Below are 17,432 nucleotides of genomic sequence, written 5' to 3' on the forward strand. Positions count from 1 at the left end.
CAATCTCCAGACAAGCCATTTGGCTCGACTCGAGCTTTAGCTTGCAGAATTATTTGGTTCGGTACGGGACGTTTCCTCGTAGCGGGCCGCAGCGTGATTATGTCTGAGATCCGAAACTACGGCGATCAATCTATTGACCGGCTCGGCCAATCGCTTCGGTAGTACACGGTGCTCGGAAAAGATTTTTTCATTGGCGATCCATCGCTTCGCAACCCAGACATCGTCTTCGGGGTGATTATTGTCAACACCGTTGCAATACTTATAGCCAACAAGGGCATCGGTATGCGATAGCAGGATACGCGCCATGGTCATGTGGAAACGGTGCGCCTGAAGATCTGCTGGCCCCTTGGGGCGAGGAAGGGTCAAGCGGAGACATTTCTGATCATTAAAGTCCTTCCAATCAGGACCGACGACCTGCCCGGCACGCTCCAGCATCTTGCGGGCCTGGTCGTTCTTACCGTTGACTATCGCCACAGCAACCGTCCCTTTCGGATACTCCAGCTTTTCGGCCAGGAGATTCATCCAGCTCACCAGCTTGTTCAGCGTTTTATCGTCGGCAAACACGAGGAACTGATGGCGCTGATCGTCGTCGAGAAACGCCGGCAATTGCGCATAGAGTGGGTATAGCAAGTCATGGATATAGATGTAGGTCTGTCGTCGCCCTTGTTCATGGTTACGGGTGGTTGCCGTCAACACTTTCTGTGCCCATTTCGGAGTAAGTTCGGGCAGGGTCATTTCGGTGATATCGATGGAGATGAGTGGGAAGCCGAGAGACTTTCCGATCAGCGCCTTCCGACCGTCAAAGGCGTGGCCAAGTTCGATTTCAACACCGCCAAGCACCATCGGTTCAGCCTGGACCGGCGGTCCAAGCACAGCCACATCGAGCCGGAACTTGCTGCCGAAAGGCGTCTCTAGAGGATGCTCAGTTGCCACTCGGTCGGCGCCAAGCAGCAAGTTCCCCTCCAGCGGATAATCCGATGAATCCAAATCGCTGAACGACCAGGGCATTGCAAGCCCAGCACGCAAGCGCCTTGAGAGCTCGTCCGCGACAAGTTCTTTCGCCCGCCGGTGTTCAGGGCTTTCCTGAATAGCACTCCATCGGTTAGCTTCTTCATCGTCGAAGTGAGCTTTAGGCTTAAAGGTGTGCTGAGTAGGCAGTACTCGAAAATGGGATCGTCGGCGCAATTTGCCATTTTCAAAGGAAGGACTGACCCACGTCACCATTTGCCGCGATCCATCGGAAGAGACCAATGGCCAAAGCTTGCGCGCATGTTCCCGGCTACGGACGTCACGTGCCGCAATCGTGGTCTGGAAAAGCCCTTTCCGGGAAAAAACAACAATCGCCTCGTCCATTGGCTCCCCCTTTACGCAGGCACAGCAGCAAGCCTCGTGACGCCATCCAGCTTGCGGTGAATCAGTGACACCAGCGTCAGGATGTCCAGGGCGTCTTGTTCGGACATCGGCCAATTCGTCTTCGCAGCATGGGCAAGCGGATTGCGTACCGCTCCAAACAGACCGACCAGCAGGTTTGCAAAACCTTTCTGTTCGCTCTTTTCGGACTCCGAGGTAAGTGTCTTTAAGGCAAGAACGGGTTGTTGGCCCGCAAAAGCCTTATTCACAAGGTCAGCACCATCGCCGCTCAGGCCTGAGAGCTGGCGAATCCGCTCGGCGACGCCCTTGGTTGCTTCAAAGACTGCGTGAAAATAGTTCTCTTCCATTAGCTCCGCACGACAGTAGTTCAGGACTTCTGCATGCACAGTCCGACTTTCCAGCGCCGCCTTGAGGCGCCCGGCTCGGGCTCGGGCCTCATCCAGCGTATTGGCCTTATCGGCATATCCAACTTTGCCGTCTTCACGCACGTAGAAACCCGAAAAGGCCAAGACAACATTGAGTTCATCTCGGCGCCACGCGAATGCTCCAGGATTACTGGCATAGCTCACCGGATTCATCGCGCGATTGATGAACATGATGAGATGGTTACCAACCTTATGCTGGTTCTGCGCGCCAGCCAACGCATTGAACAGCCGTTTCCACTTGGTCATGTCTGGGGATGAGTCGGCTACTTGGACCTCTTGTAACAACCGCCCGATCTGCGTGCCAGTCAGACCTTGTGCGGTGTCGGCAAGGACGCGGCAGGCAGCTTCCAGGTGCTGGGAGCTGAACGGGGCAATTTGTGAAGCCACTATCTGTACCTCCGTCGCACATTCATCAGATAATGGCCTGCAAACCCTTGTCGGCGATGACGTTAAGTAGCTTGAGCGCCGGGCCTGCTGGGTGCGTTTCACCCTGTTCCCACTTGCGTACCGTCGAAGCCGTAGTGTGCAGGTGATGGGCGAACACTGGCTGACTGAAATGCAACGCTTCACGCAGACGCTTGATGTCGTCCGCGCTGAACTCGCGCACCGGCGGTGGGCAGATCGCGTCGAATTCACGCATCGTCACTTTGCTGATCGCGCCAGCGTCTTGCAATGCAGCCAGATCACCGCGCAAGGATTCAATGATTTTACTTGTCACAACATACCTCCAATAGAACACCAGCCTGCAATGCCTTCACCAATTCCTTAGCCGACAGCTCTAGAAATACCTTGCCGGCATATTGCAGCGCTTTTTTCTCTTCCCGCGTGATGTTCGACTTGTCGCTTTTCGGGAACCCGTGCAGGAATACATAACGGCGGCCAACACGGGCCGATAACAAGGTGCGGTAGCCACCGCTCTTACCCGCACCAGGGCGAGCTACCCGCTTCTTATAAAGGTGGCCGCCCAAGTCGGCATCAATTAGCCCGTTCTCCATTTCCTGGACCGCCTTGCACAGGGCCGTATCGGACAGTTTCTCGCCCGCTTGCCACCGCGCAAAATCCTTTCGCTTCAAGACATTCATACACATCCACCCCAATAACTATACCCGTAACGGGCATGATTGTCTATCCCTCGCAGGAGCCCCCAATGGTCGCCCACGATCAATAGTCGCACCGCTATTGCGACTATTGAGCGGCAAACCTGTACACCGACCCTGCTCATACTGAGGCTCCCTTGACACGCGGAGCCCCTATAATTGTCTTACGCCGGTTCGCTACGAGTTCGGCCGCCTCACGAACCGGATCATCCTCGGTATGGATGTAGCGCATAAACATGGTCACAGTCTTGTGCGCTGTCAGTACCATACCGACTTTGACTGGAATACCCGAGTTGGCGATGTCTGTGGCCGAGCGATGTCGGATGCCATGCGTGCCGACGTGAGTGACGCCAGCCGCCTTGAGTGTACGGGTCCAGCCGCCGTAATACTCCCCATAGGTCAAGTGGGTGAGCGGGTTACGCGGCGATGGCAGCACATAACGTCCGCCTTCCTGTCGAGGTGCCGTGGAAAGCAGTCGATAGGCTTCCTCGCTCATGGGTTTTGACATACCACCGGTCTTGCTGTCGGGCCAGACCACCCGGCGGTTCTCCAGGTCAATCCATTCCCATTCAAGCAGCACTATTTCAGAACGCCGGGCAGCGAACTCGAATTGCAGACGAATTGCCAGCGGGATGACATAAGGCACTAAGCGTTCAGCCTCAACTTGGTCGAGGTGCTTGAATAGCTTGGCCATCTCTCCGTCAGTAATGAGCCGGGTTGTCTTGCCACCGGTGTACAGCGGAATGTGTCGGCACGGGTTCGAGCCATCCGGGCGGTACCCCCAAATCTCAGCAAGGTTGAACATCTTACGCAGGACGGACAGAGCTTTATTGGCCTCGCCTGGCTTATAATCGAGCTTCTTCATCATTGTCGCCACGTCGGCACGTTTCACATCCTTTACCTTGAAACGACCCAGGATTGGGATGATGTTGCGGTCAATATTGCCTTGGTAGCCCCTCTGAGTACTGGGTTTGTTGCGGTGCCTGGAGTAGTCCTCCATGAACTTCACGCACAGTTCCTTGACGGTGGGCGCTTTGCGCGCTTCCGCCTTGGCAGCTCCTGGATCGCCACCCCGGCGAACATCAGCCAACCAACTCTGCGCCAATGAGCGAGCCTGATCGACCGTCAGTTCTCCATACAGACCCAATGCGGGCTTGCGCCGCTCACCGGCGTTTGTCCGGTACTGGAGCATGAAGACTTTGCGACCGGCAGGCGTGATCTTGCAGAGGAAGCCGGGGACGAGGGTATCACGCAGCTCAACGGGCTGCGTCTGAGGTTTTGCCGCATCGACTGCGGACTTGGTGAGCTTGATCTTAGCCATAGCTGACTCCTTGGAAAGACCCGTTTCCAGGAGCCTGTTAGGAGCCAAGCGGATGGAAGCCGGGTCAAGTTTCGGAAAGCACCGGCATATGATGAATTAGCCTAAGTTATTGATAAACCTGCTGTAGCGAGCTTAGGCGTAGTCCAGCGAAGTACGGTGCTGGAGTCATGGTGAAATAAAAAAAGGGCGATCCATTGATCGCCCTTTTTTCTAAACTTACAAAACAGCCCCGAAAGGCAGCCCCTGACGGGGCTTTTTTACATCTAACGCTTATTCAAAGCTGTACTTGAGCGTTGCACCGTAGGTGCGCGGCTGGTTGGGATAGCCACTGATGCTGCCTGCCTGCGCCACGGATGGGAACGCGGAAAGCAGATACTCATCGCCATTCAGGTTACGACCCCAGAAATTCAGCTCCACGCCGTTGCTGAAGGTCATACCAAAGCTGGCGTTGAACATATTGATTTCCCGGGAAGCGACATCAGCGGAGATATTGTCCACCGCCTGCACTTCTTCCTCGTACACGTGCTCGATGCGCGCGTAGGACATGGCGTTGCCAATATTGAAGTTGTAGGTGGCTGAGGTATTGGTCGACAGCTCGGGAATACCCGAGGGCTGCTCTCCGGAGAGATCAATAGGACCGTCGGGACCCGTCGCGCCTTGGAAGTCATCGTAAAGAGGATCCAGCCACGTGGCCGCAAAGGAGAGACGCAGGCCATCAATGGGTGCCCAGTTCACATCGAGTTCTAAACCGTCGGTGGACTGCTCACCGGCATTCGCCAGTACAAAGCCCGTGCCCGTAAAGACGTTACCCTGGAAACCTTCGATGGTCTGGTCGAAGATCGCCATGTTCACGCTGACGGTATCGAATTCAGCTTTCAGGCCGATTTCGTAGACGGTGGACTCCTCGGGTCCGGCGTAACGGGTACCCGAAGTCAGGTTAGGTACTAACAACCCCGCCGCGCCCAGCGCCGCAATATCTTCCGGGAAAGGCCGGGAGTCGCGGGAAAGGTTCCAGGACGATGCCTTGAAACCGGTGCTCACACCCGCATAGACGTTGATGTTTTGCGTCAGGTCATAGGCAAGACGCACGGTGTAAGTGATGTCATCGTCGTCTGTCTCGCCATCTTCCACGGCGTTGGGGAAGCTCAGGAAAGGCGGCAGGAACTGCAGAGGCTGGAGAGCTTCAAGGCCGAAAGCACCCAGGGGCAGCGAAGAAAACACGTCCGTAGAGACGATGTTCACGGATGCTTCTTTCCGGGACTCGGTATAGTTTGCACCCAGAGTCAGGGTCATCGCATCGGTGATGTCGTAATCAATCTGCGCAAAGAGCGAGAGCGTGTCGTCATCGAGGGTCGCTACTTCACTGGGGAAACCCGCTCCCTCTGCAAAGAAGGTCCCGGCGGGTATACCCAGGATGGGTCCCAGGGCTGCCTCTACCCCAGAAACACCACCACCGGTAAGTCCATCGGCGTAGGCACGGAACTGATCGCCATAACCGAAGGCACCGTCAGACTCGAGCTCTTCCGTGAAATAGAAGGCGCCCACCATCCATTGCAGGGGACCGTCCGTCGCTGAGGTCAGACGCAATTCCTGGGTAAAGGTATCAATCTCCAGATCTCGCTGGTTTGCCGCATCCGGGGTGACCAGACGGGCACTGGTGTAATCCACATCCCCCAGATCAAATTGCTCGAGCTTTCGCATGGCGGTGATCGATGTCAGGGTAAAGCTATCAAAGTCGTAATCGATCTGCATGGACACGCCCTGAGTATCAATACGGTTCTGCGGATCAAAGTCGTAGAAACCTTCGTAAGCAAAAGGCTCTTCAGGGACGAGGTTACCGCCCAGGGCCTGCACCAGAGCGCCCGTGGGGCCGTTCACCAGGTTTGCGACGCCGCAACACACCTCATCAAGGCTGTCGGCGTCGGCAATAAAGCGAACCTCCATGCGGTCTGTGGGATTCCACAGCAGCTGGCCGCGCATATTCCAGCGATTGATTTCGTTCTGCTTGGTGTCCAACTCGAGGTTGTCGTAATAACCGTCACGCTGGTTCATGCCACCCGAAACGCTGAAGGCCAGATTGTCGGAGATCGGACCGGTCAGATAACCCTTCACAATTTTCTGGTTGTAGTTCCCGACGGTGACGCCGACTTCACCGCTGTGGCCAAGGAGGTCTGGCTTGGCGGTGACCACGTTGATAACCCCGGCAGATGCGTTCTTACCAAACAGGGTGCTCTGGGGGCCGCGAAGCACCTCGACTCGCTCCAGCTTGGGCAGGTCGTTCAGGGCGCTACCCACACGGGAGCGGTACACACCATCGATGAACACACCGACGGAGGGCTCGATGCCCGGGTTGTTGGCGCCATTCCCAAAACCACGAATGATGAAGTTGGTCTGGGCACTCCCCTGGAGCTGGGTAACACGGAGGCTGGGCACCAGGGTTTGCAGGTCCTTCACATCCAGTACCTGGGACTGCTCAATGGCCTCTGCGGTCACAACGGATACGGCGATGGGAATCTCTTGCAGTGTCTGCTGACGCTTGGCAGCGGTCACGATCACTTCCTCGAGCATTCCCGCACCCTGCCCCATGGCGGGCAAAGACACGGATGCGGCAAAGCCGGCGGCAGCAAGTGCGGCGGGAATTGCTTTGAGAGATTTTAGAGCGGGCATGGGGGTCACCTTTTTTGAGTTATGTTGACAATGTCAATTCTCATACGGCTGACACACAGGGTCAACGCCCTCAGCGTGGATCATTCACATTTATGGCTGTTGACAGGGAGCGGTGAAGCAAGGTCGGGTAAGATGGCTACCCTGGGGCCAACGAACAAAGGAAAAAACAGTCCATGGCGAAGCGCGTTTATTTGTTTTCTGAGGGCAGTAAAGACGACCGGGACCTCCTCGGTGGCAAGGGTGCAAACCTCTGTGAGATGACGGCATTGAAATTGCCCGTGCCCTTTGGCTTTGTGATTACAACACCCACCTGCCGCGAGTACTTTGAAAACGGCAACAAGCTGCCGACGCTTCTCGAACAGGAGTATCGCGTCGCCCTGGATCTGGTAGAAAAGCAAATGGGCACGCGTTTCGGTGATCCGGAAAACCCTCTGCTGTTTTCCGTGCGTTCCGGAGCCCCCATCTCCATGCCCGGCATGATGAACACTATTCTCAACCTCGGTATCAACGACGAGATTGCCGAGGGCCTGTCGCGTAAGACTGACAACCCCCGTTTCGCCTACGACTGTTATCGCCGCTTTATTCAGATGTTCGCCGACGTAGTGCTCGGGGCAGACACTCACGCCATGGAACAGGTCATCGAGGACTATAAACAGGCCAAGGCCTACGAGACAGACGTCGCCATGGAGGCTGAGGATTGGCAGGCGGTGATCGCCACTTTTAAAACCATGGTCAAGTTTCCGGAGGATCCTTTCGAACAGCTGCGCCTGGCGGTGGAAGCGGTGTTCCAGTCCTGGCATACCCCCAGGGCCAATGTGTATCGGGAGATGAATAATATTCCTGATTCCCTGGGCACCGCTGTCACCGTGCAATCCATGGTCTTTGGCAACTTCGGCGATGACTCGGGCTCCGGCGTTGCCTTCACGCGCAACCCCTCGACGGGGGAGCGTCATTTCTTTGGCGAAGTCCTGTTTAACGCCGCAGGCGAAGACGTTGTTGCAGGCATCCGCACCCCCCTCTCCGTGGATGCCATGGAAGAACGCATGCCCGACGCCTACAAGGAATTGCTCGAATCCCAGGCCCTGCTCGAGTCCCACTATCGTGACATGCAGGACATCGAGTTCACGGTGCAGGAAGGACGCTTTTATCTCCTGCAGACCCGAAGCGGCAAACGCACGGGGCGGGCCTCCGTAAGAATCGCCGTGGACATGGTGCGCGAGGGCATGATCAACGAAAAGGAAGCCCTCCTGCGCGTTTCGCCGGAACACGTGCAGTCGTTCCTGCACCCCATGGTGGACCCCGATGCTGAGCGAACCGTGGTTGCAAGCGGCCTCCCAGCCAGCCCCGGCGGCGCGACGGGCGTGGCGGTATTCTCCGCGGACGAAGCTGTGAGCGTAGAAGCCGACGGCAAGAAGGTGATCCTCATACGACGGGAAACCACCCCCGAAGACATTCACGGTATGCGCGTCGCTGAGGGGATTCTCACGGAACTCGGCGGCATGACCTCTCACGCGGCGGTGGTGGCCCGGGGCATGGGTGTCTGTGCGATCACCGGCTGCGGTGAGCTGCGGGTCTCCGTGCAGGACGGAACAGCTACGGCATCCGACGGTACGGTTATCAAGCGCGGCGATACCGTGACCCTTGATGGCGCCACGGGTGACGTCATGCTCGGCGACATCCCCAAAGTGGAGGCCAGCACCTCCGACGACTTTCAAACCCTGCTGTCCTGGGCAGATAAACATCGCCGCCTGAAGGTTCGGGCCAACGCTGAAACGCCCGAGGACGCAGCTAAAGCACGAGAGCTCGGGGCCGAGGGCATCGGCCTATGCCGCACGGAGCACATGTTCTTTGCCAGCGATCGCATCGATCACATGCGCGCCATGATTCTGTCGACGGACCGCAAGGAGCGAAAACGCCATCTCGCAACACTCCAGGAGTTTCAGCACGCGGATATGCTCGAGCTTTACCGCGTGATGGATGGACTCCCGGTCACCATCCGCCTGCTGGATCCGCCCCTCCATGAGTTTCTGCCCCACGATGAAGCCGATGCGGAAGCCCTGGCGGAAAGGCTGAACAAGGATCCTGCGGAGATACACCAGGCCCGCAACGACCTCGCGGAGGTCAATCCCATGCTGGGCTTTCGCGGCTGCCGTCTCTCCGTGGTTTATCCGGAGATCACCCGCATGCAGGTCCGCGCCATCATCGGTGCTGCGCTGCAGGCCCGGGAAGAGGGGCTGAATCCCCTGCCTGAAATCATGATTCCTCTGGTGGTTAACGTGCGGGAGATCCGCCTGATCAGTGAGGTCATTGATCGGGGCATTGCCAAGGTCACCAAGGAGAAGTCTGTATCCCTGCGCTACAAGATCGGCACCATGATGGAAACCCCCAGAGCCTGCCTGGGCGCCGATCGCCTGGCTTCCGCGGTGGAATTTATGAGTTTTGGCACCAACGATCTCACGCAAATGACCTACGGATTCTCCCGGGATGATGCGGGGCGCTTTATTCCTCAATACCTTGACGCCAAGATCATTGAGGATGACCCCTTTGTGTCCCTGGATCAGCGAGCCGTGGGCCGACTCATGCGCATGGCGGTGCAGGAATCACGGCAGGCGAAAAAAGGTATCAAGTACGGCATCTGCGGCGAACACGGGGGCGACCCCCGCTCAATCCGCTTCTGCCATGATCTGGGCCTCGACTACGTCAGCTGCAGCCCCTACCGCGTGCCCGTAGCGCGTGTTGCTGCAGCACAGGCACGGGTTCTGGCAGACATCGATAACTGATGGCTCCGCCGGGGTAGCCTGTGAACCCTGTCTGTAAGCTCAGGAACAATCATCATTACAAGACTGCCGATCTCAGATTTTTTAAGGATTGGCTAAGGAAACCACGCTATGAAATTTGATAACCGCGTCACGCAAATGACCGGCGCCAAGCTCCCCATCGTCCAGGCGCCCATGGGCTGGATCGCCCGCTCACAACTGGCGTCGGCAGTGTGCAATGCCGGCGGACTGGGCATCATTGAAACTTCCTCGGGGGAGCTGGATGTCATCCGCGAAGAAATTCTGCGCATGCGTGAACTTACGGACCAGCCCTTTGGAGTCAATATCGCCCAGGCCTTTGTCCGGGATCCGGATATCGCGCAATTCATCATCGATCAGGGCGTGCGCTTTGTGACCACCTCCGCGGGCTCACCCGAGCGCTACACGGAGTTGCTGAAGTCTGCGGGGCTGACGGTCTTCCATGTCGTTCCCAACCTCAAAGCAGCGGTCAAGGCCGTGGAGTACGGCGTTGATGGTCTTATCGTAGAAGGTGGCGAGGGGGGTGGCTTCAAGAATCCCCAGGACGTCGCCAGCATGGTGCTCCTGCCCCTTGTCCGTTCCAGAGTCGATGTACCTATCATTGCCGCCGGGGGTTTTGTGGACGGCGGCTCCATGGCCGCAGCCTTCGCCCTGGGTGCCGAGGGCGTGCAGCTGGGCACACGCATGGTGTCGGCGCTGGAATCTCCCGTGCATGACAACTGGAAACAGGCGATCGTCAGCGCAAAAGAGACCGACACCGTCTTTCTCAACCGTTTTCAATCACCGGGACTGCGCGCTCTGAGAACCGAACGCACCAGCGCCCTGGAAAAACAGCCCGATGTGAACGCCATGGCGGAATTCGGCAATCCCCGGGACCTGTATTTTGGTGGCGACATGGAATCCGCGATCCCCCTCACGGGCCAGGTCTGTGGGCGTATTGATGAGGTCCGGCCCGTCGCCGACATTCTCGCTGAGATTTGCGCAGAGTTTGAGGAAACCCTGAACCGCCTGGACTCCACCTACCCTCGCTAAAAAAACCAACTAAATTAGTCGGATATAAGCCATCCGGCTGCCTGAGGCGACCGTATATCCCTACAAGTTGAACCTGCAAGACATGTGTTAAACATGATTAATCGGAATATAGGGACTGTAGAGAGAGTTATACGTTTCGCACTGGCAGTCATTGTCGTGGGCTGGATTTTGAGCTCGGAGCGCTTTGGCCTTGCTCAGGGAGGTGCGGTGCTTATCGCCTTTGCCCTGCTATGGAACAGTATTTTTGGCCGCTGTTATCTCTGGGGCTGGCTCGGGCTCTCCAGCTGCGGTCCCAACGATGACTGCTCCGCCGGTGGTGGCGATTCCACCGCCTGAGATAAGGCAATGGTGACGAACGCTTAGCAGGCGTCGATCGTCTCGTTTTTTGAATACTCATAACCCCATGGACCCCACAAGCTCTCAATGGCAATATTTTCCAGAGTAAGTACATGGACGTGAACCCCAGCAAAGATACGCTGTTTTACGACGGGCAGTGCCCCCTGTGTGCGGGCGAAATAGCCCAGCTGCGCAAAACCCGCGGCGATGCCCTGCAGATCGTGGATATCCACGACCTTGCCGACGGCGAAGGGCCTCTCCGGGGTTCCCGGGAAGCCTTACAAGAAGACGATTCAGGAAAAGCTTATCAGGATCCACAACCCCCACACCCGTTGAGTCAAAACGCCGCGCCCGACAAGGATCAACTCTTGCGTGTGCTCCATCTCCGTCGTGCCGACGGGGTATGGCTGCAAAGCGCCGACGCCAATGTCGCAGCCTGGGAAGGGACGCGCCACGGTCGGATCCTGAGCGTCCTGCGATGGCCGGTGATCCGACACGTCGTCGATGTGGTCTACACCCTGTGGGCCCGCTGGCGCTATCGACGACTCTATGGCAAGCAATTTGACGAGAGCAAGCATGCACCTCAATAGCAGTGACATAAACGCCCTTGAACGCCGGCGCCGGGCGGCCCTAATCAACTCGATCACGGGATACAAGCCGGCGAACCTCGTGGGCACGGTGAACGCTGAGGGCGTCAGTAACCTCGCGATCATGAGTTCTCTGGTGCACATCGGCTCGAATCCGCCGCTCCTGGCCCTGATTTTCCGGCCGGACAATACGGAACGGCACACCTTGGACAATATTCGCGAAACGGGTCAGTACACGGTTAACCATGTCCACGGCGACATCATCGACGCTGCCCATCAGACTGCCGCACGTTACCCCGGCGAAGTGTCGGAATTTGCCGCTACAGGGCTGAATGAACTCTGGCTGGAAGGCTTCTCGGCGCCCTTTTTGTCGCAGTCCGTCGTCCGTATGGGGATGGAAATCCGGGAAGAAATTCCCCTGGCAATCAATGGCACCCATATGGTCATTGGCGAAATCCTGACGCTGGACGTCCCCGGCGACGCGATTAACGACGACGGCGCCCTGGATCCATCCCTCGCAGACTCCGTTGCTATTGCGGGCCTGGACAGTTACTACCGCAGCACCCTGGTGCAACGCATGGCCTACGCCAAGCCTGAGGAGAAACCGCGGCGCCTCTAAGGCGAGGACTTGCCAGCGCTGCATAGCCTCAACAGCTCTACCCGGCACAGGCTTTTGAACCATTGTGCGCTCCCGTTGCCCTAGTGATAGGGGTCACAGAAAAAGGCTCTCAGGGAACGCGAGCCACGCGGCAAAGACCCGGCACAAAAAGCGCCCCCCGTTGACGATAAGAGAATTGCTGAGAGAGTGGTTGAGAGAGTGCGAGAGGGTGGTTGAGAAAGCGACTGAGAAAGCGGATAAGAAAGCGGATAAGAAAGTCGCTTAGAATGTCGCCTAGAATGCCCGGAGCAAACAGCCAAGCCAATTTGATTCAAGGGAGCCCGTATGCAAGCCGACCGTGATGACCGTATCAGCACCAACGAAGGATCAGGCCGCCACAGCACCCAGACACTCGTCACCGCCATTGCAGTCATCATTCTCGCGGGGGGCGCTTATCTGCTTATGCCCGGCGACAGCGAAGAAGAGGCCGCGGAACCCGCAGCCACCCCGGCGATGAATGAGCAGCCGACCCTACGCCCGGTGACAGCTCCCCGGCCTACACCGGAGGAAAGCATCCTGGCTGCGCCCGATATTCCCCAGGCTGAAACTGAAGAAGTGGCGAGTGCGGAGCCGGAGGAAACGCCTCTTGCCCAGAACGCGGAAACGCCGCCTCCTCCACCGACACCGGAAGAGCTCGATGCGCAGTTACGGGAAGACGTGCGCGCTGCAGGACTGTCCGCTCCCGCGCCTCTGGGCACCGCCTACGCTGCGCCCTACCTCCTGGATCGCGGTGTCAGCAGCTTGGATCAGCTCGCCCGGGGACTGGTCCCCACACGTACCAGCAACATGGCACGACCCTCGGGCGCTTTTAAAACAACCCAGGAAGGTGCCGACTACGCTGTCGACACAGAGGGGTATCGCCGCTACGACAAACTGGTAGCTGCGATCACCGCGCTACCCGTCGACACGCTGGCGTCTCTTTTTCACGATCAGCGGGAGCTCATTCAGGATGCCTACGCGGCCCTTGGCTACCCGGCCGACGCGTTGGACAACACGCTCATTGCTGCGCTGGATAACATTATTGCAGCCCCCACCCGGGAGCAACCTCCGGCTCTGGTAAGCAAGGGCGCTCTTTGGGCCTACGCCGATCCTCAACTTGAAAATGCCAGCGATCTTCACAAGCAGCTTCTGCGAACGGGACCGGCCAACACCGAAGCCCTGCAACAGTGGGCGGCGCGTCTCCGGGACGCACTCCTCAACTACTGACGGATACACGATGATTCGGACACAGCTCCAGCGCGCCGCCCTGCCGGGCGGAGCGTCCCGGCACTTTTTCTGGCCATTAGCCTTGCTGATCCTCAGCGGACTCTTCGCCTCCCAGCTCCGCGCCCAGGATCTGGAGGCCGCAGACACTCTGGAAGGCCTTCAAACGGCACTCAGTGAGGACCTCGCCATCAATGACGAGCGCCGTGCGGCGTTGTCAGAAAAGCTGCAGGCTGCTGCCCAGGATCGCGCCAAACTCGAGCAATTTAAGGCTGCCCGCAGCGAGCTGGAAGACAAGCTGCAAAACAGCGACCGTCTGATTGCCGACTACAAGGAGCGCATGCGCGACATTCAGAATGCCCCTGCGAGCATTCAGCGACGCCTGGGGGAGAACCCCTCACTGGCAAACATAGAAACGGAAATCAGCATCGTCCAAAGCCAGAGGGATGCCTGGGCCCAGGAGCGCAGTGAAGCGCTGGATGCCCTTTCCAACGTCGCAAAGACCGAGACAGCAGCGCGAGATCGAGTGGCGGAGATCAGCCGCCGGCGCGCGGACGATCCACCCCGGATTGCCAGTGAGGCGGACGAATCAGACATTGCAGATCGTATCGATAATCTGGCTGCGTCTATTCACCACCGGTCCCTGGACGCCGAGCAATCCCTTTTGGAGCTGCGTCTGCGCAGCGGGCCGACGCTTAACAGCATTCGCACGGCGCGCATCGCATGGCTGGATGCGGCGATTGCCGAAGCGGACACCCTCCTCGCTCAACTCCTGGAGGCCGCTACGAAAAAGCGCCAGGGCGCAGCGACCCAGCGTGCCACGGAAGCGCGCCGGTTCCTGTCGCAACTGAGCGGCGCACGGCCGGAACTCCAGGCCATGGCCAGAGAAAACCTCAACCTGGTGAGCAGCTTCGAGTCCCTCACAACGCAGATTGAGGAGACCCGTCAGCGCGTCGCGGCGACGCGGAAGGGCATTGAGGAGATTAAGCAGGACGGAAATCTCACGGAGCGGCGCCTTAACGTTGCGGGCCTGGAATCAAAACTCGGAGAAGTGATGCTGACGCGGCTGGCCAGCCTTCCCGATCCGCGGGTAATTCTCAGTCGGAACTCCGATCGTAACGAGCAAATTGCCTCCGTATCCATACAGGCCATCGACACAGAGCAGGCGTTGCGGGAACTGGGCGATCGCAGTGGTTTTCTCGTGGCGACTTTCGGCGACATGGCATCCTGGGGCGCTGCGGAGAAACGCAATGCGGAACGTCTTTATCTCCAGCGCCGGGAGCTGCTTCAGGAAAACATGCAGGCGGGAAACACGCTCCTCAGCCTTCTGGTTGACGCCAACCAGACCAACGAAGAGCTGGCGACCCTCGTCGGCAATTACGAAACCCTGCTCACCGCCAATTTGCTCTGGGTGCGCAACTACGCCTATGCAGACCCCAAACGAGTCCCCCAACAGCTTCACACCCTGGTGAGATCCCGCCCTCTGCTCCGCTTAAAGGAGCAGTGGCAGAAAATCGTCAGCGACCCCCTGTTCCTGGTTCTACTGGTGTTTTGTCTGAGCGCCCTGCAGCATCGCAGAATCACTAACAGCCTGGACAATACACTCGGTAAACCCATCAGGCCGCGAGACGAGAGCGCCTCTCTGATCTTCAAAACGCTGGCGCTGACCCTTTTGGCGGCCCTGGCCCTACCCAGTTTGCTGCTTCTTGCGGGCCGCGGGTTTTACATTGCGGCGTCGGGTGACCCCGTCATGATGGGCATGGGACGTGCCCTGGCTTCCGCGGGAATGATTCTTTTTGTCCTCGACAGTCTCCGGCGTATGGCCGATCGCCTGGGTCTGGGCCGCCGCCTGCTAAAATGGAACAACACCCGGGTCGATGCCGCTACCCGTGATCTTCCATGGTTTGTGGTGGCCGTCACCTCCTCCGTCGCCGTCACCATTCTGGGCAGAGCCGCCTCTCCTACAGACAGCGGCGGCTCCCTGGCAGCAGCTGGCAGCCTGGCAACGGCAAGCTTCATATTCATCGTGCTCCTGCGCATGCTGCGATCGGGAGAATTCCATTACGACCGTATTCTCCGCTACAGCCTGCAAATCGGCGCCCTGATAGCAGCATCGATTGTCTTTATGCACCTCAGCGGTCAACTCTTTGCCGCGCACCTTTATTTAAGAGCACTGTCGGGCTCTGTCGCAGCCGTCACCGGCACGCTGCTTGTGGCCAACATTCTCCAGCGCTTACTGATCATTTTCCGCACGGGACTGGAGCGCAAAGCCCGGGAAGAACTTCGTAATCGGGCGGAGAATGAGGACAGCGACGAGGGGGAAGAGCCCGAAAACAGCGACATGGAGGCGGTGTCCTCCCTCTCCGAGGCCTACTCAAAACTGCTGGTGGTAACCCGCCTCCTCACCCTGGGGGCGCTTTTGTGGTGGATCTGGGCGCCGGCACTTCCCGCGCTCTCCATCTTTGACTCCATCACCCTTTGGACGACCACCGACGCCACCCTGCCCGACGGTGAGCTCCGGGCCATCACGCTGTCTGTGCTTCTATTGGCGCTGATCATTATTGCCGTGACATCGCTGATCACCCGTCATCTGCCGCCCCTGGTCAATGTCGTGCTGGCGGAGTGGACCAATGTGACCCCCGGCAGTCGCTACGCAGCGGGCATGCTCATGCAGTACCTGGTTTTGGGCGTGGGTCTCTCCACCGCCCTGGTTATGCTGGGTTTCCAGTGGGAAAAGGTTCAATGGCTGGTTGCCGCGCTTGGCGTCGGTATTGGCTTTGGTTTGCAGGAAATTGTCGCCAACTTCATCTCCGGTCTTATCGTGCTGTTCGAACGTCCCATACGCGTGGGCGACATCATTCATGCGGGCGGTGCTGATGGCGTTGTCACGCGCATCAACGCCCGCGCGACGGTGATCGAAACCTTTGAAGGGAAAGAACTGATGATTCCCAACAAGGAGTTGATTACCAGCGTGGTCACCAACTGGTCCCTGAGTAATTCCAAGCTTCGGCTGGTAATCCCCATCGGCGTTGCCTATGGATCGGACGTTGACGCCGCGATGGCAAAACTCCGTGAAGTAGCTCTCGCTCACCCGGAAATCATTGATGAACCCGAGCCCTACGTCAGCTTTGAGGACTTTGGCGACAACGCGCTGGTGCTCTGGCTCCGCTGCTACGCGCTGCGGGATTACCCACGGGTATCAACGGAGCTGCGACAAATCATTTATCGGGAGTTCAACGCGGCGGGCATCAGCATCTCCTTCCCTCAGCGCGACGTTCATCTGGATGCCTCGGAGCCCCTGCCTATTCGTATCCTGTCATCAGAGCAGGGACCGGCGACGGACGCCTAAGCAAGATCCGGTACCAGGCCCGCCGCTTCCTCGCCAAAACCGCGATAGCCGAGGAAACGCAAACGGCGGGCTTTCTCCGCCAGATCCGCTGGTGGTTCGCAGCCAAATTTGCGCTCCAACACGTCTTTGGCAACACCACGCCAGGTGAGACCCTCTTCAGTGGGCACAAAGGCTATCGCGTGATCAATATACGATGAACGCACGCCCCGCTGACGGAGTTCCGATTCAATACGAAGGGGACCGACACCGCGGAGCATGCGTTCCCGGGTAAAACTCTGGGCAAAACGCTCATCACTTTGCAGATTTTCATCAGCCAGCTTTTGCAGGGCGGCATCCAGCTCTTCCCTGTCGAATCGACGGGCGAGCTTTCGCTGTAATTCGCTGAGGGAATGCTCCCGGCGCGCCAGGAGATTCATCGCGGCGTTGCGGGGACTTTGGGGAGCTTGGGATGAGCGCGTCATAGCGGGGAAAGATTACTGGCTAGTGCGTCGCAAAAAAAGGGTGCTGGAGCAGTGGTAAGGGGAAGTGGTACCCCAGCACCCGGAGAGTGAAGCCGGTATCGAGGACACCGGCGGAGATTACTGGCAGATC

At 58.1% G+C, this 17,432-nt stretch carries 14 protein-coding genes; 7 read left to right on the forward strand and 7 right to left on the reverse strand.

The features are described 5' to 3' along the window. Positions 1-36: 36 nt before the first annotated feature. The 6 genes from KT71_RS13065 to KT71_RS13090 form a co-directional block, all read right to left on the reverse strand. Positions 37-1,353, reverse strand: coding sequence for a hypothetical protein (locus KT71_RS13065; protein ID WP_023660034.1), 1,317 nt, complete (start codon positions 1,351-1,353; stop codon positions 37-39). An 11-nt stretch (positions 1,354-1,364) separates the two neighbouring features. Continuing rightward, positions 1,365-2,183 (reverse strand): TIGR02391 family protein, encoded by an 819-nt coding sequence (locus KT71_RS13070; protein WP_023660035.1) that lies wholly within the window; start codon positions 2,181-2,183, stop codon positions 1,365-1,367. A gap of 25 nt (positions 2,184-2,208) precedes the next feature. Beyond that, entirely contained in the window at positions 2,209-2,514 is a 306-nt protein-coding gene (locus tag KT71_RS13075; RefSeq protein ID WP_008294902.1) for a helix-turn-helix domain-containing protein, read from the reverse strand. Then, positions 2,504-2,878 carry a type II toxin-antitoxin system RelE/ParE family toxin gene (locus KT71_RS13080; protein ID WP_008294901.1) on the reverse strand — a complete coding sequence of 125 codons (375 nt, stop codon included), beginning with the start codon at positions 2,876-2,878 and terminating at the stop codon, positions 2,504-2,506. The genes KT71_RS13075 and KT71_RS13080 overlap by 11 nt, the downstream gene beginning before the upstream one ends. 136 nt (positions 2,879-3,014) lie before the next feature. After that, the gene (locus KT71_RS13085; RefSeq protein ID WP_008294900.1) at positions 3,015-4,214 is read right to left on the reverse strand and encodes a tyrosine-type recombinase/integrase; all 1,200 of its coding nucleotides are present in this window, start codon (positions 4,212-4,214) and stop codon (positions 3,015-3,017) included. Positions 4,215-4,484: 270 nt separating this feature from the next. Next, a complete protein-coding gene (locus KT71_RS13090; RefSeq protein ID WP_008294899.1) occupies positions 4,485-6,881 on the reverse strand; it encodes a TonB-dependent receptor in 2,397 nt (798 codons plus the stop codon). 173 nt (positions 6,882-7,054) lie between these two features. On the opposite strand from KT71_RS13090, the gene ppdK reads away from it, so the two are divergent. The 7 genes from ppdK to KT71_RS13130 all read left to right on the forward strand — a co-directional run bounded on the left by ppdK (position 7,055) and on the right by KT71_RS13130 (position 16,841). Beyond that, a complete protein-coding gene (ppdK, locus tag KT71_RS13095) occupies positions 7,055-9,661 on the forward strand; it encodes a pyruvate, phosphate dikinase (RefSeq protein ID WP_008294898.1) in 2,607 nt (868 codons plus the stop codon). Between the two features lie 108 nt (positions 9,662-9,769). Beyond that, a complete protein-coding gene (locus KT71_RS13100) occupies positions 9,770-10,708 on the forward strand; it encodes an NAD(P)H-dependent flavin oxidoreductase (protein ID WP_008294897.1) in 939 nt (312 codons plus the stop codon). 93 nt (positions 10,709-10,801) lie between these two features. Continuing rightward, the gene (locus tag KT71_RS13105; protein ID WP_023660036.1) at positions 10,802-11,044 is read left to right on the forward strand and encodes a YgaP family membrane protein; all 243 of its coding nucleotides are present in this window, start codon (positions 10,802-10,804) and stop codon (positions 11,042-11,044) included. 113 nt (positions 11,045-11,157) lie between these two features. Next, positions 11,158-11,634, forward strand: a complete 477-nt coding sequence (locus tag KT71_RS20145; protein WP_008294895.1) for a thiol-disulfide oxidoreductase DCC family protein — start codon at positions 11,158-11,160, stop codon at positions 11,632-11,634. Beyond that, the gene (locus KT71_RS13120) at positions 11,621-12,250 is read left to right on the forward strand and encodes a flavin reductase family protein (RefSeq protein ID WP_008294894.1); all 630 of its coding nucleotides are present in this window, start codon (positions 11,621-11,623) and stop codon (positions 12,248-12,250) included. Before KT71_RS20145 ends, KT71_RS13120 begins: the two co-directional genes overlap by 14 nt. Before the next feature lie 324 nt (positions 12,251-12,574). Next, positions 12,575-13,495 carry a DUF3014 domain-containing protein gene (locus KT71_RS13125; protein WP_008294893.1) on the forward strand — a complete coding sequence of 307 codons (921 nt, stop codon included), beginning with the start codon at positions 12,575-12,577 and terminating at the stop codon, positions 13,493-13,495. A gap of 10 nt (positions 13,496-13,505) precedes the next feature. Beyond that, the gene (locus tag KT71_RS13130; RefSeq protein WP_023660037.1) at positions 13,506-16,841 is read left to right on the forward strand and encodes a mechanosensitive ion channel domain-containing protein; all 3,336 of its coding nucleotides are present in this window, start codon (positions 13,506-13,508) and stop codon (positions 16,839-16,841) included. Here the strand turns inward: KT71_RS13130 and KT71_RS13135 are convergent. Then, positions 16,838-17,302 carry a regulatory protein RecX gene (locus KT71_RS13135; protein ID WP_008294890.1) on the reverse strand — a complete coding sequence of 155 codons (465 nt, stop codon included), beginning with the start codon at positions 17,300-17,302 and terminating at the stop codon, positions 16,838-16,840. The genes KT71_RS13130 and KT71_RS13135 overlap by 4 nt on opposite strands. Positions 17,303-17,432 lie beyond the last annotated feature (130 nt).

Source organism: Congregibacter litoralis KT71 (assembly GCF_000153125.2).
In the GTDB taxonomy this organism is placed as follows: Bacteria; Pseudomonadota; Gammaproteobacteria; order Pseudomonadales; family Halieaceae; genus Congregibacter; species Congregibacter litoralis.

What these genes read in the sequence shown, in the direction of transcription:
- KT71_RS13065 (WP_023660034.1), bottom strand. Translation starts at nt 1,353, where the DNA reads ATGGACGAGGCGATTGTTGTTTTTTCCCGGAAAGGGCTTTTCCAGACC.
- KT71_RS13080 (WP_008294901.1), bottom strand. Translation starts at nt 2,878, where the DNA reads ATGAATGTCTTGAAGCGAAAGGATTTTGCGCGGTGGCAAGCGGGCGAG.
- KT71_RS13085 (WP_008294900.1), bottom strand. Translation starts at nt 4,214, where the DNA reads ATGGCTAAGATCAAGCTCACCAAGTCCGCAGTCGATGCGGCAAAACCT.
- KT71_RS13090 (WP_008294899.1), bottom strand. Translation starts at nt 6,881, where the DNA reads ATGCCCGCTCTAAAATCTCTCAAAGCAATTCCCGCCGCACTTGCTGCC.
- ppdK (WP_008294898.1), top strand. Translation starts at nt 7,055, where the DNA reads ATGGCGAAGCGCGTTTATTTGTTTTCTGAGGGCAGTAAAGACGACCGG.
- KT71_RS13100 (WP_008294897.1), top strand. Translation starts at nt 9,770, where the DNA reads ATGAAATTTGATAACCGCGTCACGCAAATGACCGGCGCCAAGCTCCCC.
- KT71_RS13105 (WP_023660036.1), top strand. Translation starts at nt 10,802, where the DNA reads ATGATTAATCGGAATATAGGGACTGTAGAGAGAGTTATACGTTTCGCA.
- KT71_RS20145 (WP_008294895.1), top strand. Translation starts at nt 11,158, where the DNA reads ATGGACGTGAACCCCAGCAAAGATACGCTGTTTTACGACGGGCAGTGC.
- KT71_RS13120 (WP_008294894.1), top strand. Translation starts at nt 11,621, where the DNA reads ATGCACCTCAATAGCAGTGACATAAACGCCCTTGAACGCCGGCGCCGG.
- KT71_RS13125 (WP_008294893.1), top strand. Translation starts at nt 12,575, where the DNA reads ATGCAAGCCGACCGTGATGACCGTATCAGCACCAACGAAGGATCAGGC.
- KT71_RS13130 (WP_023660037.1), top strand. Translation starts at nt 13,506, where the DNA reads ATGATTCGGACACAGCTCCAGCGCGCCGCCCTGCCGGGCGGAGCGTCC.
- KT71_RS13135 (WP_008294890.1), bottom strand. Translation starts at nt 17,302, where the DNA reads ATGACGCGCTCATCCCAAGCTCCCCAAAGTCCCCGCAACGCCGCGATG.